General features: G+C 60.6%; 17 protein-coding genes and 1 tRNA gene. 7 read left to right on the top strand and 11 right to left on the bottom strand.

All coding sequences use genetic code 11. The annotated features are described in order from the left end of the window. Positions 1-92: 92 nt before the first annotated feature. The 4 genes from AC1L6K_RS11200 to AC1L6K_RS11185 all read right to left on the bottom strand — a co-directional run bounded on the left by AC1L6K_RS11200 (position 93) and on the right by AC1L6K_RS11185 (position 5,332). Positions 93-1,859, bottom strand: coding sequence for a BCCT family transporter (locus AC1L6K_RS11200; RefSeq protein WP_480948963.1), 1,767 nt, complete (start codon positions 1,857-1,859; stop codon positions 93-95). A gap of 400 nt (positions 1,860-2,259) precedes the next feature. Continuing rightward, on the bottom strand, positions 2,260-3,942 hold the full coding sequence (gene ettA, locus AC1L6K_RS11195; protein ID WP_480948962.1) for an energy-dependent translational throttle protein EttA: 1,683 nt from the start codon (positions 3,940-3,942) through the stop codon (positions 2,260-2,262). 181 nt (positions 3,943-4,123) lie between these two features. Beyond that, on the bottom strand, positions 4,124-4,393 hold the full coding sequence (locus AC1L6K_RS11190; protein WP_480948961.1) for a DUF6993 domain-containing protein: 270 nt from the start codon (positions 4,391-4,393) through the stop codon (positions 4,124-4,126). 288 nt (positions 4,394-4,681) lie between these two features. Further along, positions 4,682-5,332, bottom strand: a complete 651-nt coding sequence (locus tag AC1L6K_RS11185; RefSeq protein ID WP_480948960.1) for a single-stranded DNA-binding protein — start codon at positions 5,330-5,332, stop codon at positions 4,682-4,684. A 183-nt stretch (positions 5,333-5,515) separates the two neighbouring features. Between AC1L6K_RS11185 and AC1L6K_RS11180 the strand changes: the two genes are divergently transcribed. Next, positions 5,516-5,588, top strand: a tRNA-Arg gene (locus tag AC1L6K_RS11180). A gap of 319 nt (positions 5,589-5,907) precedes the next feature. Here the strand turns inward: AC1L6K_RS11180 and AC1L6K_RS11175 are convergent. The 4 genes from AC1L6K_RS11175 to AC1L6K_RS11160 all read right to left on the bottom strand — a co-directional run bounded on the left by AC1L6K_RS11175 (position 5,908) and on the right by AC1L6K_RS11160 (position 9,365). Then, positions 5,908-6,057 carry a hypothetical protein gene (locus AC1L6K_RS11175; protein ID WP_480948959.1) on the bottom strand — a complete coding sequence of 50 codons (150 nt, stop codon included), beginning with the start codon at positions 6,055-6,057 and terminating at the stop codon, positions 5,908-5,910. 778 nt (positions 6,058-6,835) lie between these two features. Continuing rightward, a complete protein-coding gene (locus AC1L6K_RS11170; RefSeq protein ID WP_480948958.1) occupies positions 6,836-7,909 on the bottom strand; it encodes a cation:proton antiporter in 1,074 nt (357 codons plus the stop codon). A 93-nt stretch (positions 7,910-8,002) separates the two neighbouring features. Then, positions 8,003-8,911 (bottom strand): non-homologous end-joining DNA ligase, encoded by a 909-nt coding sequence (gene ligD, locus AC1L6K_RS11165; protein WP_480948957.1) that lies wholly within the window; start codon positions 8,909-8,911, stop codon positions 8,003-8,005. Then, positions 8,901-9,365 (bottom strand): universal stress protein, encoded by a 465-nt coding sequence (locus tag AC1L6K_RS11160; RefSeq protein ID WP_480948956.1) that lies wholly within the window; start codon positions 9,363-9,365, stop codon positions 8,901-8,903. The genes ligD and AC1L6K_RS11160 overlap by 11 nt, the downstream gene beginning before the upstream one ends. 249 nt (positions 9,366-9,614) lie before the next feature. On the opposite strand from AC1L6K_RS11160, the gene AC1L6K_RS11155 reads away from it, so the two are divergent. Then, positions 9,615-11,270 (top strand): ABC1 kinase family protein, encoded by a 1,656-nt coding sequence (locus AC1L6K_RS11155; RefSeq protein ID WP_480948955.1) that lies wholly within the window; start codon positions 9,615-9,617, stop codon positions 11,268-11,270. Here the strand turns inward: AC1L6K_RS11155 and AC1L6K_RS11150 are convergent. Beyond that, positions 11,264-11,686 carry a pyridoxamine 5'-phosphate oxidase family protein gene (locus AC1L6K_RS11150; protein WP_480948954.1) on the bottom strand — a complete coding sequence of 141 codons (423 nt, stop codon included), beginning with the start codon at positions 11,684-11,686 and terminating at the stop codon, positions 11,264-11,266. The two genes, AC1L6K_RS11155 and AC1L6K_RS11150, sit on opposite strands and share 7 nt — an antisense overlap. A 137-nt stretch (positions 11,687-11,823) precedes the next feature. Between AC1L6K_RS11150 and AC1L6K_RS11145 the strand changes: the two genes are divergently transcribed. Then, positions 11,824-12,294: a DUF3040 domain-containing protein gene (locus AC1L6K_RS11145; RefSeq protein WP_480948953.1), complete on the top strand. Its 471-nt coding sequence runs from the start codon at positions 11,824-11,826 to the stop codon at positions 12,292-12,294. Between the two features lie 135 nt (positions 12,295-12,429). Continuing rightward, entirely contained in the window at positions 12,430-13,092 is a 663-nt protein-coding gene (locus AC1L6K_RS11140; protein ID WP_480952742.1) for a response regulator, read from the top strand. A gap of 35 nt (positions 13,093-13,127) precedes the next feature. Here the strand turns inward: AC1L6K_RS11140 and AC1L6K_RS11135 are convergent, their stop codons facing one another. Beyond that, positions 13,128-14,819 carry a GAF domain-containing sensor histidine kinase gene (locus tag AC1L6K_RS11135; protein ID WP_480948952.1) on the bottom strand — a complete coding sequence of 564 codons (1,692 nt, stop codon included), beginning with the start codon at positions 14,817-14,819 and terminating at the stop codon, positions 13,128-13,130. A 151-nt stretch (positions 14,820-14,970) separates the two neighbouring features. Here AC1L6K_RS11135 and AC1L6K_RS11130 point away from each other — a divergent pair, with 151 nt between their 5' ends. The 3 genes from AC1L6K_RS11130 to AC1L6K_RS11120 all read left to right on the top strand — a co-directional run bounded on the left by AC1L6K_RS11130 (position 14,971) and on the right by AC1L6K_RS11120 (position 18,102). Further along, positions 14,971-15,441, top strand: a complete 471-nt coding sequence (locus AC1L6K_RS11130) for a pyridoxamine 5'-phosphate oxidase family protein (RefSeq protein WP_480948951.1) — start codon at positions 14,971-14,973, stop codon at positions 15,439-15,441. A gap of 210 nt (positions 15,442-15,651) precedes the next feature. Further along, complete coding sequence (locus AC1L6K_RS11125) at positions 15,652-16,107, top strand: universal stress protein (RefSeq protein WP_480948950.1); 456 nt, start codon at positions 15,652-15,654, stop codon at positions 16,105-16,107. A 45-nt stretch (positions 16,108-16,152) separates the two neighbouring features. Continuing rightward, positions 16,153-18,102, top strand: coding sequence for a heavy metal translocating P-type ATPase (locus tag AC1L6K_RS11120; RefSeq protein ID WP_480948949.1), 1,950 nt, complete (start codon positions 16,153-16,155; stop codon positions 18,100-18,102). Here AC1L6K_RS11120 and AC1L6K_RS11115 read toward each other — a convergent pair. After that, positions 18,022-18,897 carry a universal stress protein gene (locus tag AC1L6K_RS11115; RefSeq protein ID WP_480948948.1) on the bottom strand — a complete coding sequence of 292 codons (876 nt, stop codon included), beginning with the start codon at positions 18,895-18,897 and terminating at the stop codon, positions 18,022-18,024. The genes AC1L6K_RS11120 and AC1L6K_RS11115 overlap by 81 nt on opposite strands. Positions 18,898-19,021 lie beyond the last annotated feature (124 nt).

Here is a 19,021-nt window from a genome sequence, read left to right as displayed (position 1 = left end):
CCACCAACCGGCAGGACGGAATTGTTCGGGGCCCGCGCGTCCGCCCTCCCAGCCGAATCCGGAATTACGACTCCGGCTATACGGCTCCGGTTCTACGGCTCCGGTTCGGAGGGCGGGGCCGAGGCAGAAGAATCGGCGGGGTCCGGTCCGCCTGCGGCATCGTGGTCCTGCGGGTGGTGGCCGAACGGATCGATGCGTGTCCGCCGTTCTGCCGGCACACGCCGTCGCAGCATGGCTGTGAGCGCGCGCAGGTTCAGCAGCGGGGAATCCTCGTTCGGGCCCTCGACTTCCAGCCCGTAAAAGTCCCCAATGTGTTCGACGAAGGCCATGCGCCTGGCCTTTTCGTAGGCGCGGGATTCACGCGAGAAGGCCCGGTAGGTAGACCAGCAAATCAAGATCAGCACAATGCTGAACGGCAGGGCGATAATGATTGCAGCGGTCTTCAGGGCCTCCAACCCACCTGACAGCAGCAGCGCGCTGGCCAATAGTGACGTGGCCAAGGTGAAGAAGATGCGGATCCAGTTCTTGGGTTCCACGTCTCCCCCGCTGGCGATCATGCCCATCACCAGTGCGCCCGAGTCGGCAGACGTCACGAAGAAGATCACGATCATGATGATCGCCCCGATGGTGAGCACCCCGCCGGCAGGAACCTGTGCCAGCGTCTCGAACAGGGCGCCGGCGGCATTGACCGTCCCGTCCGGGCCGACCAGGCCACCCTTGCCGGAGAGCTCGGAGTAAAGTGCAGTACCGCCCAGCACGCTGAACCACAGCAGCGTGACAAGGGTGGGCACCAGGATGACGCCGGCCACGAACTGGCGCACCGTGCGGCCCTTGGATATGCGGGCGATGAAGATCCCCACAAAGGGGGCCCAGGAGATCCACCAGCCCCAGTAGAACGTGGTCCAGGTTGACTGCCAGGCTTCGCCCTCCGCGCCGGAGAAGGCGCTGACATTGAAGGCCATGCCCAGGAAGTTTTGCAGGTAATTGCCGGTGGACTGGACGAAGTTGCGCAGCAGGAACTGGGTGGGGCCGACCACCAGCAGGAAGACCACAAAGATGCCGGCCAGGATGAGGTTGGTGTTCGACAGCCATTTCATGCCCTTGCCCACGCCTGAAAGCACTGAGAACAAGACGAAGCAGGTGATCACGGCAATGATGACAATGTCGATGAACAACGACGAGGTGATCAGCCCTGCACTTTCCAGTCCGGCGCTGATCTGCAACACGCCCAGTCCCAGCGAGGTGGCCACGCCGAAGATCGTGCCCACCAGGGCGACGACGTCGATGAGGTTGCCCAGGCCGCCACGAACCCTCTTTCCGAACAGGGGTTCAAGCGTCCAGCGGATCGATACGGGCCGGCCGCGACGGTGGATGGCGTAGGCCAGGGCCAAACCGATGACCACGTAGATTGACCAGGCGTGGACGCCCCAGTGCAGGAAGGTTTGTGAGAGGGCCTGCTGGGCGAGTTCGCCGGGGGCTCCGGTGGTGCCGGGCTTCGGTGTGGCGAAGTGCGTCAGGGGTTCGCTGACCCCGTAGAACACCAGGCCAATGCCCATGCCCGCGGCGAACAACAGCGAAAACCACGAGCCGAGCGAGAACTCGGGTTCGTCGTCGTCCTTGCCCAGCTTGATGTCGCCGAATTTGCCGAAGCCAACCCAAAGGCAGAAGATCACCAGTGCGGTGGCCAGCAGCACGTAATACCAGTTGAAATAGCCCACGATGGCACCTTGGATGCTGGAAAACAGCGCTTCGGCGGTTTCGGGGGCAATCATGGCGAACGATGCGAAAACCATGACAATCGACGCCGCTGGCCAGAAGACCCAGCGATGGACAGGAGGCTTTGATTTTGTCACTGACATCGTCCCAGCATAGGCGCATCAACCCTCGGAACATCGGGCTTCCGGCAACTTAAAACGGGCAGCTTCGCGAAGACGACACTTTCTTTGGGCTTGTTCGGCCAATCACGGGAAGCCGCACAGGCAGCCAGTCGCCTGTATGCCCCGACTTGGCAGCTTCACAAGGCCTCGACATCGGGGTCCAACCCGCGCCGGTTCCGGGCTGATGCTGGCTTGAGAGCTTGGCCACACACCGGGTCGCGTTCCTGCGTTTCGGCACCCTCCGCGTCGATTGCCAAAAAGCTCCACTCTGAAGCGGCTGGCACAAAAATGGCCGGCCCCTTGAGGGACCGGCCACTTCTGTGCCCCGTTCGGGGCCCCGTGGAGTGTTCGCCAAATGGCTATCCAGGGGTGTTGATTAGGGCTACTCGCGCGTGAGGCGGCGGTGCGTGACACGGTGCGGACGTGCCGCATCGGCACCGAGGCGCTCCACCTTGTTTTCCTCGTAGGCGTCAAAGTTGCCTTCGAACCAGTGCCAATTGGCCGGGTTCTCATCCGTGCCTTCGTAGGCGAGGATGTGGGTGGCGATCCTGTCAAGGAACCAACGGTCGTGAGAGACCACCACGGCGCAACCAGGGAATTCCAGCAGCGCGTTTTCCAGACTGCTGAGCGTTTCCACATCAAGGTCGTTTGTGGGCTCATCCAGCAGCAGCAGGTTTCCACCCTGTTTCAAGGTCAGCGCGAGGTTCAAGCGGTTGCGCTCACCACCGGAGAGCACACCTGCCTTCTTCTGCTGGTCCGGACCCTTGAAGCCGAAGGCGGCAACGTAGGCGCGGGAAGGCATCTCCACCTGGCCGACCTGGATAAAGTCCAGGCCGTCGGAAACCACTTCCCACAGGGTCTTGTCCGGGTCGATGCCGCCGCGGCTCTGGTCAGCGTAGGAAATCTTGACCGAGTCACCCACCTTGAGCGCGCCGCCGTCGAGCTCTTCCAAGCCAACGATGGTTTTGAACAGGGTGGACTTGCCGACACCGTTAGGGCCGATGACGCCGACAATGCCGTTGCGGGGCAGCGTGAAGCTGAGGCCGTCGATGAGGACGCGGTCGCCGTAGCCCTTCTTCAGGTTCTCGGCTTCCAACACGATGCCGCCTAGGCGCGGGCCCGGCGGGATCTGGATTTCTTCGAAGTCGAGCTTGCGCGTGCGGTCGGCTTCGGCAGCCATTTCCTCGTAGCGGGCCAGACGGGCCTTGGACTTGGTCTGGCGGCCCTTGGCATTGGAGCGCACCCACTCAAGTTCCTCGGTGAGACGCTTGGCCTGCTTGGCGTCCTTCTTGCCCTGTACTTCAAGGCGGGCGCGCTTCTTTTCCAGGTAGGTGGAGTAGTTGCCCTCGTACGGGTACAGGTGGCCGCGGTCGACTTCAGCGATCCACTCGGCCACGTGGTCCAGGAAGTACCTATCGTGTGTGACGGCCAGGACGGCGCCGGCGTAGCTCTTCAGGTGCTGTTCCAACCAATTTACGGACTCGGCGTCCAAGTGGTTGGTGGGCTCATCGAGGAGCAGCAGGTCAGGCTTCTGCAACAGGAGCTTGCACAAGGCCACGCGGCGGCGCTCACCACCGGACAGGGTTGTGACGTCTGAGTCGCCCGGGGGGCACTGAAGTGCGTCCATGGCCTGTTCCAACTGCGAGTCAATGTCCCAGGCGTCGGCCGTATCAATGGCCTCCTGCAACTTGCCCATCTCTTCAAGGAGGGTGTCGAAGTCAGCGTCGGGGCTGGACATTTCCTCGGAGATCTCGTTGTAACGGGTGATCTTTGCGTAGATCTCGCCAACGCCTTCCTGGACATTGCCCAGAACGGTCTTTTCCTCGTTCAGCGGCGGCTCCTGGAGCAAAATGCCCACAGTGTAGCCCGGGCTCAAACGAGCCTCACCGTTGGAAGGGATATCCAAGCCAGCCATGATTTTCAAGATGGTGGACTTACCGGCACCATTGGGTCCGACGACACCAATCTTGGCGCCCGGATAGAAAGACATGCTTACGTTGTCAAGAATGAGTTTTTCGCCAACAGCCTTGCGGGCATTGGACATCGTATAAATAAATTCCGCCATACCCCCAAGGTTAGTGGGTGCAGGCACATAACTCACATTCGCTACGGCACAAGTGAGCAACGTGGCAATCCCTGCGCCCTACAAGGCATTTTCCGGCGGAACTGCATATGGTTGGGAGCATCTGGATGGGCCCACTCCGGCGGGGTTCCCTGGCCGAGGCACGAGGTTAGGGAGGTGGTGACTAGTGTGTGCCGCCAACAAAACAAAGGCCTGACGCCAGAACAGGAAGAATCGTCACAGTGACGTGCCCGTCGCGCACTTGCCCAATGACGCATTCTTCCGCCACCGGAGTTGCTGCTTCAATGGCGTCAACGGCGAGGCCTGTGGGCGTGATGTCAAGGGAGAGTTCCACTTTTTCCTCGACCGCTCCAGCTGCCAGCATGGCCGCCATCATTTGCTCGCGGTTTGGCGCCTTGGCACCGGAAGTGAGCGTGGTGAGTGACTCTTTCACTTTTCCGGAAAGTTCTTGGGCGGCAGACTGGGGTTCCGGTGGTTTTACTTGCGCCTCGGCCCCGTCTTGAGGGGTAGTTGCTCCGGCGGCCGTCTGCGTTGAATCGGAAGTCTGCGTGCTTGTGGGCAAGAGGGAACAGCCGCCCAAGGCCAGAGAGGCAGCCAAAAGGACTGTTGCTCCAACAACATGCACCGTGGTGCGGCGATGTGATGGTTGGTGGCGGGATGTCATCTTTTCCAAAGTCACCCCGCCATTCTGCCACGACCCCCTGTGCATATAACCACAGAGCTAGAAGGGCGCGGTTTCCTTGGCAATTTCTCCCGTCTCAAGGTCTGCCTGCTCCCCATCCTCGAGACCGTCCTCATCGTCCGGGCCACCGCCGCCCTTGGCGGCTGCTTGGTCGTGATCTTCAGCCATCTCATCGTCGTCGTCGTACGACTCGCCTTCTCCGCCTAGGCCAGCCACATCCACGGATTGGTCAGCAGGATTTTCACGTGCATCCGGCACCGCAGACAGGCGCACTCCCGCGGAGGAGGATTCGCCGTCGTTCGAGGCATTGCACTGACCAGCCGGGTGCGCACTCACCATGCGGCTGTAGTGGGCCACGCCGAACTGGAGGTCGGGGCCGATGCTCTCGGCATCGATCTCCACATTGGTCCCGTGGCTGCCATCCTTGCGGAGGAAGGCCTTGATGTGCAGCTTGCCCACCACGAGGATGCGGTCACCCTTGCGGAGACTGACCATGGCGTTTTGGGCGAGCGCACGGAAGACATTGATGCGGTACCAGTTGGTGCGACCGTCCGTCCAAGCATTCGTGATCGGGTCCAGCCTGCGCTCGTTGGAACCGATCCGGAACTGCCCGACCACCAGGCCGGTTGCTGTCGTACGCATCTCGAACTCGGAGCTGACAAAACCCCTGAGACTGATGTGGTTGGCCATTTCCTTGCCTTTCGATAGGCCGCTGCTGCGGCGGTGTTCACTTGTATCCAGCAAACGCCCCTCTGCCGTACAGAGGTAGTGTGCAAGGACCAAATGTGGACAAGTCCATGCGCTGGTGCAGGTGTGGAGGAAGAGATAATGCAATAAACCTGATAATTTAGATGCGGCCCTTACTTGGGCCATGCCTCGGTAGCTCAGCGGATAGAGCAGGAGCCTTCTAATCTCTTGGTCGTGGGTTCAATTCCCGCCCGGGGCACACAAAAGGGCCTCTGACCTGCGGTTATGTTCCGGAGGTCAGAGGCGTTTAAGGCGGAAAACAGCCCAGGTCATCTTTTACTCATCTAATTAAGCAGAATTTTCCTGAGATTTCGGTCATCTTATTCAGTGTGGCTTGGTCATCCATTTGTTCGCCGAGCCGATTATTCAGGCCCGGTGCAAGCTGAATTCCGCTGCTGGGGACGGTCATATCTCGACCGGTGGTGTGAGGATGATTTCCAATCTGGTGGGAGCCTGGCATGCAACAGGGCAGCCCGGTGGTTCCCCGAAGCCCCAATGACCTCAGTATGCTGAATGGTTTACCGTTCGACATGGACGCCGTTCAACCGCACACCATCGGGCAGTAGCCGGCGCATGGCGTTGAATCCCTGACGGTAGTCAGGACACTCTGACTCCGTCTGCTCGATCGTTCCGGTCTCAATGGTCTCCAGAGTGCCGATGATCTTCATGGACCAAGGATAGGCGAACCTGCCATTTATGTCCGGCTTACGATTCCGGTGAGATGGGTTCGACCCGGCCATCGAAGGATCCCCGGCCAACCGGAAGTCGTGAGAGGTCCACGGCTGTTTCCAGTCACCGGAGCCCGCACTTATGCGCAGCGGGAAATCAGCGCTGCTCGGAAATTCAACAAGACCATCTCACTGGAATCGTAAGCCGGATATATGTGCCCGAGGTGGGCCTTGAACCAGACTTCAGCCCTTGCAAACACTGGGGAGAAGCGAACTGGTGCGGAAGCACGGCCCAGTACGACACAGTCCGGGCCAGTCCAGCAGGAAAAGCGCTGACATTGTCAACAGGTCCAACAGCACACCGAATTCAGTCTCCGATTGCCCCGCACTTGCCACCATGATCTACGCCGATATTACCTCAGGGCCGCCGGTTTGCACGGCTCAACGACACCCCGGCCCGCACTCATCCATCGCCAATCACCGATACGTTCACACCATCGCACGTTGATTTCGCGTTGACTCCGGCGGATATCCTCAAAACGGCCATGGCCGCCGTTCGTACGAGAACGCGGAACCAAAAGGATCAACATGGAAGGCTATCCTCCTGAAGTTTGTGTCGGCATCCACCCGTCCTCGATTGGATCTTCCTCCCGCGGCACAGGCCTTGGGCTCGACTCGAAACAATGGCCCCTGATCCTTGGCGAAGCTTATGGCTTCACAAGCGGCGGGTGGCCATGTGCTCCATACCGGCCGGTAGCTACAGTAGCCACCGCAATCGTCACCAGGGCACCGAGGACGAGGGCTGCCGGTTCTCCGGGTGCCAGCAAACCTTGCTGAATGCCGATGGTGGCTGCGGCCACCGGGACTCCCAGCTGCGAGGCAGCCAGTAGGCCGAGAGGGAGTTCCTGGCCCAGCAACCGCATGCTGGCGTGCACGGCCAGTGCGCCCAACCCCAAGACAAGTCCAAGGACGATCTTCCCCGGATGTTCACCCAGTGCCTGCAACTGCAAGGAGGCGCCGAGCCAGACAAAGAACAGGGCCCCAAGAAGCCCTCGGTGAGGGCGAACAGCTGCCGGGCCAGCCGGCGGGGCTCCCCCACGGCGGCAACGGCCAGTCCAAAGGAGAAACCGGCCAGCATGATGGAAACATGACCCCAAACAGCCAACCCGGCGAGGGCAAACAGGACAACCAACTGCAGCCGCAGCTCCAGGGCGAACTTCCGCTTTTCAGAGACCCTGCGGAGGCGCTGCCGGGAGCCCCGGCGATCGCCCTCCCTCAAACAAAGATAGACGACGGCGGCACCCGCCAACACGGCCACCGCACCCAACGCGGCACGGCCTGCTGCGGACGGATCCATGGCCAGCGGCAGCGCGACTATGGCCAAGGTGTCGGCCATGGCCACCTGGGCGATGGTAGCCAACACACTCGGGCCGCGGAGCCCCAAGGACGTGACCATGGGCAGCACCATTGCTGCCGAGGACGACGCCATCAACACAGCGTAAAGAGGCGCTTGTCCTGTACCAAATAGGACAGCAACACCGATTCCCGCAATGGCCGCCAGCACGCTGACGGCCGCTAGCCGGAATGCCGCCTTGCTCAAGGAGGATCTCAGCGAGGCATCACGCAGGGGCACATGGCTGCCGGCAACGAACATGACCAAGGCAAAGCCGACGTCGGCAAGAAACGCAAAAGCCGGTTCAGCTGGGTCAACCAAGTTCAATCCTGAGCGGCCAATGAGAATCCCGGCCAGCAACTCCCCGACAACGATCGGCACCTGCCAACGACGCGGTACGGCCAGCAACGGGCCGAGAAGTGCCGCGGTGCAAATGATGGCCAACAAGGGAAAAGTCATTCCAGGATCCTTTCCATGTTCATTTGCTCTATGAACCCACTAAGTTTCCGGTCCAGGGAAACCAAAAATGAACGGCTTGCATGCGACGGAAGGTCACCCGGATTTCTTGATGCTAAGCTCCGGAACAATCCCGTCCTTGATTCTTGTCAGGACCTGGTTGGCGTCCAATTGGGCCAACGCATCTGGAATGACTTCTTCCCAATACCGTGGCGCAGCCACCATCGGTTGTGGCCGGCCCCGCAGCGAATAAGGCACCACAGTGGTTTTCCCGGGCCAATTTTGGCTCCAGTCGATAAACACCTTTCCGCGGCGCAGGGACCTGTCCATGCGACTGACCACCAGGTCCGGATGCTCGTGTTCGATTGACTGGGCCAGGTCTTGCGCAAGGGTGGCAACGTCGTCCGAGGTCCTTCGCCCATCAAGCGGAGCATAGAGGTGCATCCCCTTGCCTCCGCTTGTAACCGGCACGGCGTCGAGGCCACGCTGAGCCAGGGAGTCCCTTGCGATGAGTGAGACGGCAGCACATTCAGCCAGGCCCGCACCCTCGCCAGGGTCCAGGTCAAGCACCAAGCGGTCCGGATTCCGCGGAACACCGTCCTCTGTAAATGTCCATTGCGGGACGTGAATCTCCAGGGCAGCAATCTGTGCCAGCCACACCAACGTCCGGATGTCATTGACGAGGGGATAAAGGTTGTCGTGGTCTTTGTGGTGCATTCTTCGGCGCAGGACCCATGACGGAGTCGCAGTACCGAGGTTCTTCTGGAAGAAACTCTTCCCCGGTTTTGACTCCGTCCCCACCCCGTCCACCCAGCGCTTCCGCGTCGCCGGTCGGTTCATGGCCCAGGGAATCAGGAATGGCGCCACCTGCTGGTAGTAGCGCGCAACGTCCGCTTTGGTGGTGCCGGTGTCCGGATACAGCACTTTGTCCGGATGGGTGATTCTGACCAGCACGCCTTCCACGAGCAAGTCTTGCCAACCCGGCAGCTGTTCCTTAGTGGTCATGCCCTGGCCCGTCAAATTCCTTGCCTGTGTTCACAACCAATACGGGACAGTGCGCATGGGCCACACAGGCCTGGCTGACAGAACCGAGCAGGAGTCCCGTGAAGCCCCCATATCCCCGGCGTCCGACAACAAGCATGTCCGAGCCGTCGCTCATTTCTATGAGCTTCTGTCGCGGCCGGCCCTGGACCAAGGTCGTCGACATATTTTCCGGCAGTGGCGTGCCGAAAGTCTTGGTGACGGTGTCCTGCAGAAGTTGTCTCGCGCCTTTTTCGAACTCCACCGTGCCGAGCGCGTAGGGAACAGCCATGGACGTGGGAACATTCCAACATGCCACCACATCAAGCCACGATCCAGTGGCTTCGGCAATGCGTGCTGCTTCCTTGAGCGCCGCAATGGACCCGGCGGATCCATCAATGCCGACGACAATTTTGCCCATTTCCTGATTTGCGCCCACTGTACGTGCCTTCCCTCGTCACCATGACCATCTGACTTCCATCCTGCTGTGCCATGGCTCCAGTGCATAGGGTCCAACGGCACCAATCCCTTGCCAGGCACGTCGCCGAGCCAAGGAATCGGGACCTTTGGCTCTGTGGCCCGCCCCGGCGCCGGCATACTCTGGCAGGCATGACGTCAGGTTTGGCAATACAGCCGTCTGGGTTGCTTGGCACACAACCAGCCCACACCATCGACTCTGGAGCAGGGAATGGCCAACCATTTTGAACGCTACGCGGAAGTCGCAGAAATTCTAATCCGGCACGGATTCGGCTCGATCGCTCCTCTGTTGGGGCTTGGGCAGCTGCATCTGGGGCCCATGCCGCTGAGGGCTGGAACAAGGGCAACGCCTGACAGGCTTGTTGTGGCGTTGGAGGAACTCGGTCCCACCTTCATCAAACTCGGCCAACTACTCTCAACACGCCCGGACATTCTCCCCCGGCAGTACACCACCGCGCTGGCACGCCTTCAGGACGATGCTCCTCCCGTTGCAACGAACCAGATTCGCACCATCCTCGAGCAGGAATTGGGAGCTTCCCCTGACGTTGTTTTCAACACCTTTGATGACGTCCCCCTCGCCAGCGCCTCCATCGGCCAGGCCCATGCGGCTACCCTTCACGACGGCACCTCTGTCGTCGTGAAGGTGCGCCGTCCCGGCGTCGTTGCCCAGGTTCAGGAGGATCTGGAGATACTGCAAAACTTGGCCCACCAGGCCAGCCGTAACTGGGCGGCGCTGGCTGACTACAACGTGGAGGCCGTGGTCTCCACGTTCGCGGAAACGCTGCGGGCAGAATTGGACTATCTTGTGGAGGGACGGAATGCGGAGCGGTTCGCTCGTAATTTTGCCCATGACACCGGCATTCACATTCCAAAAATCTACTGGTCAACCACCACGTCCAGAGTTTTGACGATGGAGAGGATCTACGGCCAAAGAATTGATGACAAGCAGGTAACCAACCTGCCCCTGGCCGGCAGGGACCGGCACGCCACCACGGCGGCGAGGGCAGCAGCCAAGATGATCTTCGAGGACGGTTTCTTCCACGCCGATCCGCATCCAGGGAATCTGTTCGTGGAGTCCACCGGCCGGATTGGACTGATCGACTTTGGCATGGTGGGAGAACTCGACGAACAGCTCCGGAAGCGGCTCGGCAAACTCCTCCTCGCCTTCAGCCGCAACGACCCCGACCGAATCAGCCGCGCACTGCTGGGACTGGCCATCAACCGAACTGCCACCGACCGTGGGCGCCTCCGGCAGGACGTGGCACCCTTTATGCAGCAATACCAGGGTCGGAGTCTGGGCGAGATCCGGATTGCGCCTCTAATCACCGAAATACTGACCATCCTGCGCACCCACCACATCCAACTACCCAGCGGAATCGCCATGCTCACCAAAATGGTCATCATGACCGAAGGCATGGGTGTGGGTCTCAATCCTGGCTTCAACCTCGGCGAAGTGCTCAAACCTTACGCCGGACGGCTGGCTCTTGAACAATTCAGCCCGCAAAAACTCCCTGGACTGCTCAAGCAACTGGGCCTGGACGCTGCCGACTTTGGTGCAGACATGCCAGAAAGGCTGGAACGCATGTTGCAGCAACTCGACGACGGCGTCGAAGTGCATCTGCGTGCCGCGGAAATCGCTCCGCTAGTAGCAAGGGCCGAACGCATTGGCAACCGTCTGGTGGCCGGCCTGATTCTCGCGGCCTTCATTCGGGGCATCGGCGAACTGACAGCCGCAGACCGCCGGCACCTGCAAAACTGGCAAAACTGGCAAAACACCCTGCTGGCCACAGGCGTTGGAGCCTTGGGTGCCATGGGCGGCTACCTGGCCTGGACGTCCCGTCCCGGGCTCCGCAGCCGCCGTCAATAGCGCTCCGGTTCACCGCCGAGCACAAACCTCCGGCCGTTGACACTCGCCGGAGTAATCTCGACGTAGGCCCATTTCCGTGTTTTGGTCCAAGAATCGAGGTGGAGCAGGTCAGCGGTGTCAATCTCCGTCTGGGACTCCACCACCCTGGCCGTCCCCTTAACCACCACGCTCCACGCTTCCCCATCGCCGACTTCGTCGCTTTCCAGCGCCACCAAGGCATTGATTGTCATCTCGGCAAGTTTGGTGCCAGGATTTGTCCTGATCCAAATCTTGTCTGCGGTAGCGACGAAATTCAGCGGGAAAATGTCGGGCTGGTTGGCGACGCTGACGGCCAACCTGCCAAATTGGCTGCCCTGCAGCAACCCCCACGCTTCGTTCCGTGACAATACAACTCCGGGCACTTCATCACTGTTCATAATCCGATCATCATGCCATTCCGTGCCATTGGGAAGGGCCCAAGGACCGTGGTTTCAGAACGCAGCCCCGCCAGGGTGAATTTCGCACAAGAACTTGGGACTTTGGTCCATGGTTTCCAGTCCTCTCACGGGTGATTATGGAAGTATCCCGCAAACGTGCGGGACCGTATGCCCAGGAGGTTGGGTCCCACGAAGAAATGGCGGCCATTCGCCCAAGCACCGAAGCCCGCCACAACCCAATGCCAGCCCAGCCCAGCATCGAAGAATCCGAGGAAGACATCATGGAACTGTCGGAGCACGAATCACGCATCCTCCAAGAGATCCAGCAAGAATTGATGGCCAGCGACCCGCGACTGGCGAGGGTTCTGACCACCGCCACGATCCAGGGACGGGCAGTCCAGCACCTGTTGCTGGGCACAGCTGTCATGGGTCCGGGCTTAGGACTGATGGTCTTTGCCCTGATACTCGGTTCGATGCCCCTGGGCGCGGTAGCGTTCACCGCCATGACAGCAGGGGCCTATGTCGCATCGGGCCGATTCCCCCGGTTCCGAACGAAGAGAAGACTTTGTCGAAAATCAGTCAGGTCACAAATCCTGCCGGACCAGTGACCTCATGCTTAGCTTGCCCGGCGCACGCACCAGGCCGGAGAATGAGCTCCTAGACTGGCATGACCATGAGCACGCCGTTCGATTTTGCTTTCACTTCATGATTTTGACGGATCAATCCAGGAGATGATGGAAATTATGGACATGACGGTGCAGGCGACACATCCCGGATCAGCCACTGCCATCCGGGTCTTTATACTTGATGACCACGAACTTGTCAGACTGGGCCTAAAAGAAATGCTGGAGGGGAATGGCTTCACAGTTGTTGGTTCTTCCGGCTCAGCGGCGGAGGCCACACGTCTGATCCCTGCGCTTCATCCCGACGTGTGCGTGCTCGACGGGAGGCTGCCGGACGGTACCGGAATTGAAGTGTGCCGTGATGTGCGCTCAGTGGATCCGTCACTGAAATGCTTGATTCTGACCAGCTACGACGACGAGCAAGCACTCCGTGGAGCTGTGCTGGCTGGAGCTTCCGGTTATGTTTTGAAGGAGATTGGCGGTACAGACCTGATCTCTGCCATCCGGCTGGCTGCTGATGGCGGGTCTTTGTTTGATAGTGACCTCAAGAGCAGGGTTATTGCTGGCCTCACCGAACCGGTCCCACTGGATCCCCGCGTGGCGGCTCTCACGGCACAGGAACGAAGGGTCTTGACCCTCATTGGACAGGGCATGACAAACAAGCAGATCGGCCAAGAACTGTTCCTTGCCGAAAAAACTGTCAAGAACTATGTGTCCTCACTGTTGGCGAAGCTTGGCTTCGAGCGTCGCACCCAGGCAGCTGTCTACATCACACGGAAATAGACTTCGGCTCAGGCTCCTAGCAAATATTCTTGACACTATGGCCTGATGATCGCAATTTCACGGTCCAGCGGAACTGACCAAAAGAATCTAGTCCCCTGACCCTCTGCGCCCTCCACCTGAAACACGCCGTCGTGGTTCAGTGCCCGAATCTCCATGTTTGCCAAACCGCTTGTGCCGTGGGGATTCCCGATTCCACAGCCGTCGTCAATGACCGTGACACTCAAGGCTCCGCCGTTCGCGGAGACAGCAATGTCAATCTGGCTCGCTTGCGCATGCCTGACCGCATTGCTGACGCCTTCCGTCACCACGGCAAGCAATTGGCCCGCCAGTTCAGGCGCCACGCGTGAATCGATGGGCCCGGACAGGCCGATGCCTGGCGCAAAAGAGAGAGGTCTGGATACTTTGCTGACGACGTTCAAGATACGGCTGCTCAAGAGGTCGGTCTCACCGGACGAGGCACGGAGAGAATAAATGGTACCCCTTAGCTCCTTGATGGTTGCATCCAACTCGTCAGTAATGGCATGGATGCGAGAGAGACCCGCCGGATCGGAAACGAACCTGGCCATGCTCTGTATATTCAGCCCGGCGGCAAACAAGCGCTGGATAACGACGTCGTGGAGATCCTGAGCAATACGGTCGCGATCTGCGTACAACACCAGTTGTTCACGGATGCGATGGGTCTTGGCAAGCTCCAGAGCCAGTGCCGATTGTGCACAGTAGACGGCTGCCATTTCGACCGTGAGTGCCGAAAATCCCTTATCAGTCCTTGCCCGCACCAGTATGAGCAATCCCTGTTCGGCGCCCTTTGTGCCCAGGCGCGCCAGCAGTGCTGGTCCAGCCAGCCTTCCGGCAACGGATCCCAGAAGTTCGGTTGCCTTGCTGAAGGTCGCCGGCCTGCCCGACGTCAGGACGTTTCCCAGCCTGACACTGTCAAGATCCAACAACTGCCCCTGCCATGCCTTCGAGTCCCTGCCGGCACCCGCAAGAACCTCCAATTGTCCGGCCTCATTGGGCGGACCGGCAATGAGGGCCAGCGTGGATTCCGATGCATCGAGGGCAGCCTCGGCCACCCAGCTCCGGCCAGCAGAGGGATCCTCATTCTGGGCGCCCATCATCCGTACCGCCATCTTCCTGCCGGCCTCCAGCCACTGGGTGCGCAGTTGTGCATCATCGAACAGTTTGGCGTTTTCAATAGCAAAACCGGCTGCGCCCGCAAGCGCGACGGCCATTTCCTGGTCTTCGTCCGTAAACAGTTCTCCGCCATTTTTTTCGGTGAGATACAGGTTTCCAAAAACAAAGTCTCGGACACGGATGGGAACTCCCAAGAAAGTGCTCATGGGGGGATGATGCTCGGGGAATCCATAGGACGCGGGGTGGTCGTGAAGGTTGGGGAGGCGGATTGGGCGCGGATCTCGGATCAGCAGCCCCAACACTCCGTGGCCTGTGGGCAGGGGGCCTATGAGTCTTGCCAGTTCGGGATCGACGCCTTCCGTTACAAAATGGCTCAGCCTGCCATTGTCTCCGATGACGCCCAAGGCCCCGTACTCGGCGTCAACGAGTTTGCAGGCTGCTTGCACAATGTGCCTCAGCACTGCATCCAGGCTGGGCTCTTCGGCAATGGATACAACCGCCGAGAGAAGCCCCTGCACCTTATCCTCGGCCGACAGACGAGGTGACTGGACGGAGGAGTCCGCCGATTCTTCGTTGCTTTGTCTCTGCTGCCTCATATCAGCCTTCCTTTGCATGCCTGACTGAGCCCCTGGGTGCCGTTGGTTCCCCCGTTTGGCTCATGCTACGCGGTTGGCAGCCATGCAGCCACGATTGACAACAGGACTTTGTCCCCTAGCAGTACGAGCCCGAGGATTCTAGGCTCGATTCATGACCAATCAACCAGCCGCCGCACGGATGGATAATCTCCCAGTCCACGATTGTTGGGCCCAACTCCGTAAGGTATCGGTAGGCAGGCTCGCCCTCTGGAATAAGGACCATCCCGATATTTTCCCCATAAATTACACAGTGGACCACGGCACGCTCGTGTTTCGCACCGGCGAAGGGACCAAGCTCACGGCCCTGCTCCAAGACCATCCCGTTGCTTTCGAAGCCGACGGCGTCGACCCTGACACCGGCATCGCCTGGAGCGTGGTGGTCAAGGGATCTGCCGTTCTCCTGTCGTCAACTGACGACATTCTGGACAGCTTTTCCCTGCGACTATTCCCTTGGCATTCAGGCCACAAAGACAACTTTGTTCGCATCCAGCCGACGTCGGTCACAGGACGACGATTCAAGGTCACCCCGCCGGCGGACTGGTGGACTGCGTACGCCAATGCGCCTCACTCGTCGCCTGAATGAGGCGAGGCGCTCAAGCTTGATGCTCGATGCACGATGCACGACGCTAACGGCGATATCCGCCACACCTGTTCGCCCTCGGCCAGATATTGGCGGCCGATTGACGGTTTATCCGGCCACTGCCGAAAGGAACCACCGTGGATCAGAACATCGTAATTGGCATCGGGCACATGACCCGGGACACGTCTCTGCAGGTCCCTCTCTAGGGCCCCGATGAACACTCCCTCCACCCATGCGGATCGCATTGTCGTTGGAATCGACGGCTCCGACCACTCCACGCACGCCTTGAGAGCCGCGGCAGGCCTCGCCAGAGCCCTGAACCTTCGACTCGAGGCCTTAAGCTGCTGGAACCGGTCCGAAATATATCTTGCTGCGCAGATCCCCGCGGGAGTGTTTGCGGAAATCGACCCGCGGGAAGCGGAGGCTGCCCGCTTCGTGGAGGACGCCGTCGAACGTGTCTTTGGCCTGGAACGGCCGCGGGGCCTGATCACCGGCATCAGGTACGGGCATCCGGCCCAGATCTTGGTCCAGGAGGGTGCCAGCGCCCGTCTGCTTGTCGTGGGACGGCGCGGACGGGGAGGCTTCCTCGGACTTCGGCTGGGATCTGTGTCGTCCGCATGCATCGCACATGCCCGGTGTCCAGTACTCGTAGCCAGCAGTCAGGAGTAGACCGCCATCGTCAGCTACCACTGCCATAAGAGAGGGAAGACGTTTATGCCGTTCATACGCCGATATTTCATGGTTGTTGCCACTGTCGGTGTCGGGGTGGTCGTGCTCCTGCTGTGGATCCTCGGCAGCGGGATTGGCGCGCAATGGCTGGCCAGTGTTTTCGCGTTGGCGGCTGCCGTTTATAGGGGTGCTGCCATGGTGCGTGACATGTTCCACGGCCGGTGGGGTGTGGATATCCTTGCTGTGACGGCCATCGTCAGTACCGTCGCCGTAGGCGAATACGTTGCAGCCCTCATTGTTGTGCTGATGCTCTTTGGGGGCTCAGCACTCGAAGACTACGCCTCGGGCAGGGCGAAAGCAGAACTCAGCGCGTTGCTGGACCGGGTCCCCCAAACAGCCCACCGGGAAACTCCTGGTGGGGATTTGGAGGACGTTGCTGTAACGCAAATCAAGGCCGGGGATGTACTCGTGTTGAGACCAGCCGAGGTTGTTCCCGTTGACGGGCGTCTGCTCTCCCCAACCGCCTGCTTTGATGAATCCGCCATTACAGGCGAAAGCCTTCCAGTGGAGTTGAAGCAGGGCGCTGGGGTGCTGAGCGGATCAGTCAACGGTGCTGCCGCGGTGAGGCTCGCCGCCACTGCCACGACGGAGCATTCCCAATACAGCCGCATTGTTGCACTGGTGCGTAACGCAGCCGCCAGCAGGGCACCTGTGGTTCGGCTCGCCGACAAATACGCTGCACCATTCACGGTGCTCGGCCTCCTGCTGGGAGGACTGGCCTGGTTTCTCAGCGGTGAGGCTGTGCGGTTCGCGGAAGTGCTGGTGGTTGCCACCCCCTGCCCACTCCTGATTGCAGCACCCGTGGCCTTTCTCGGCGGCATGAGTCGAACGGCAAGAAACGGAATCATTGTCAAGAACGGGGGCACTCTTGAACAGCTCGCCCGGATCAGGACCGCAGTCTTTGACAAGACCGGCACGTTGACGCAGGGTCAACCCTCGTTGGAGCAGATCCGGCCGTCAGACGCACCTGGCGCCGCCTGTTCGGATGACAGGTTGCTCGCTTTGGCGGCGTCCGCGGAGCTGCATTCCTCGCACGTACTTGCCGCATCGGTGGTGTCAGCGGCGCGGGCCAGGCAGCTGGTTATCCCCATGCCGTCGGAAGCCGTGGAACACGCCACCGACGGTGTGGCTGCCGTTGTCGACGGGCACCGGGTCTTCGTCGGGAAGCAGGCGTTTGTGGAACAAGTGACAGGCCCCATCGACGCAGCAGCCCTTGCCAGCGGGCAACTGGCCGTCTACGTGGCGATTGAAAATGTCTACGCCGGAGCGCTCATCATGAGGGATCCCTTGCGCGACAATGCCATGGAGACCCTGGCCGCACTGGCTGTACTGGGCGTGAGGCGCACCGTGATGGTGACCGGCGATGCTGAGGCGACGGCCCGGCACATCGCCCAGGCTGCTGGAATCACCGGGGTGTGGGCCGCATGTCGGCCAGAGGACAAGGTCAATATTGTCAGGACATTGGCTCCGCGGCCAGTCATGATGGTGGGAGATGGCATCAACGATGCGCCCGTGTTGGCCGCGGCGGACGTTGGGGTGGCCATGGGGGCCAAGGGCGCGACGGCTGCCAGTGAGTCTGCCGACGTCGTCATCATGGTGGACGACCTCTCCAAGGCCGCCATGGCAGTGAGCATCAGCAAGGACACAATCCGCATTGCTGTGCAGAGCATTTGGGTGGGTATTGTGCTGAGCCTGGGACTGATGGTCATGGCCGCGATGGGACAAATCCCTGCGGTGGCGGGGGCCCTCAGCCAGGAGCTGGTTGATTTGGCCACCATTTTGAACGCACTGCGCTCGCTTAAGCCGGGCGAACGAACAACCATGGAGCGCTCACGCGCTGGCCACCGGTCCACCTCACCGACGTCCCGGCAGTCGATCCCCCATAGTCCCCTTGGTCACCACCATGGGGCAGTCGATTCGGGCGAGCACCAGTGATCCGATGGCGCCGGGGTTCATGTGCTTCACCCCTTCCCTGCCGCGGCTTCCAACCACAAGAAGCGAGGCTCCTTCCGCTGCGGCTGCAAGGGCCTCGGCTGCGGTCTTCCGCGTGTCCAGCACGCGATCGACAACCAGATGCGGGTGGCTGGCTGCGACAACCGTGGTTGCAGCAACCAAAATCCGGTCACCTTCGGTTGACATGTCCACCCCAGGCCAGTCCTTCCCCATCCCCCGTGACGCAGCTCGGGCGCCACCGGTGGAATGCACGATGGTCAGTGGCTGCCTCAATGCCGCCGCCTCCCCGGCAGCTACACGCAAGGCGCGCTCCGATTCGGGGCCCCCATCGAAACCCACCACCACGCCGGTTCCTGGCGTGGTGGTTCGCGGAATGACAGCCACCGTGCAGGCACTGCGGATCACCAAGGGCAGGACCACTGCACCGAAGCCTTCCCCATGTGCGCCGCCTGGTTTGTCCCGGCCCACCACCACCATGGCCGCACCGACAGAGAGTTCATCAAGCACCTCGGCCACTTCACCCTGCATCACGGTCGCGTGAATGGTTGTTGGTGGAAGCGATGCTGAGATCCTCGCCCGTTCAGCATCCAATGCACAGACGGCCGTTTCATACGCGGCCCGAGCCAGCCTCGGCGTTCCGGGGCCCCAGGTTTCCGGCATGCTGCACCACACTAGATTCACGTCGCAGGCCAACCGTTGAGCGCGCAGGACCGCCCAATCCACTGCGGCCGACGATGCCGGTGAGCCGTCAAAACCCACCACGATGGTGCCTGGCATGTGCCCTCCTGTTCGACACGGGAAGTATCCCGTGCTGGTTTCTGCAAACTTACTGTGACTTGCCGGGCTTGACGGTTTCGCACGGATCCGTGGCACGGTCCCTCCACCCTAGTTCCTGCATGTT

The sequence above is a fragment of the Specibacter sp. BI4 genome, assembly GCF_056680095.1.
The sequence above is the reverse complement of the archived record's forward strand: the minus strand, read 5'-3'. Positions and strand labels throughout refer to the sequence as shown.

Bases quoted from the DNA above. Each gene is read 5' to 3' on its own strand.
- AC1L6K_RS11200 (WP_480948963.1), bottom strand. From the start codon at position 1,859: ATGTCAGTGACAAAATCAAAGCCTCCTGTCCATCGCTGGGTCTTCTGG.
- ettA (WP_480948962.1), bottom strand. From the start codon at position 3,942: ATGGCGGAATTTATTTATACGATGTCCAATGCCCGCAAGGCTGTTGGC.
- AC1L6K_RS11185 (WP_480948960.1), bottom strand. From the start codon at position 5,332: ATGGCCAACCACATCAGTCTCAGGGGTTTTGTCAGCTCCGAGTTCGAG.
- AC1L6K_RS11175 (WP_480948959.1), bottom strand. From the start codon at position 6,057: ATGAAGATCATCGGCACTCTGGAGACCATTGAGACCGGAACGATCGAG.
- AC1L6K_RS11170 (WP_480948958.1), bottom strand. From the start codon at position 7,909: ATGACTTTTCCCTTGTTGGCCATCATTTGCACCGCGGCACTTCTCGGC.
- ligD (WP_480948957.1), bottom strand. From the start codon at position 8,911: ATGACCACTAAGGAACAGCTGCCGGGTTGGCAAGACTTGCTCGTGGAA.
- AC1L6K_RS11155 (WP_480948955.1), top strand. From the start codon at position 9,615: ATGGCCAACCATTTTGAACGCTACGCGGAAGTCGCAGAAATTCTAATC.
- AC1L6K_RS11150 (WP_480948954.1), bottom strand. From the start codon at position 11,686: ATGAACAGTGATGAAGTGCCCGGAGTTGTATTGTCACGGAACGAAGCG.
- AC1L6K_RS11145 (WP_480948953.1), top strand. From the start codon at position 11,824: ATGGAAGTATCCCGCAAACGTGCGGGACCGTATGCCCAGGAGGTTGGG.
- AC1L6K_RS11140 (WP_480952742.1), top strand. From the start codon at position 12,430: ATGGACATGACGGTGCAGGCGACACATCCCGGATCAGCCACTGCCATC.
- AC1L6K_RS11135 (WP_480948952.1), bottom strand. From the start codon at position 14,819: ATGAGGCAGCAGAGACAAAGCAACGAAGAATCGGCGGACTCCTCCGTC.
- AC1L6K_RS11130 (WP_480948951.1), top strand. From the start codon at position 14,971: ATGACCAATCAACCAGCCGCCGCACGGATGGATAATCTCCCAGTCCAC.
- AC1L6K_RS11125 (WP_480948950.1), top strand. From the start codon at position 15,652: ATGAACACTCCCTCCACCCATGCGGATCGCATTGTCGTTGGAATCGAC.
- AC1L6K_RS11120 (WP_480948949.1), top strand. From the start codon at position 16,153: ATGCCGTTCATACGCCGATATTTCATGGTTGTTGCCACTGTCGGTGTC.
- AC1L6K_RS11115 (WP_480948948.1), bottom strand. From the start codon at position 18,897: ATGCCAGGCACCATCGTGGTGGGTTTTGACGGCTCACCGGCATCGTCG.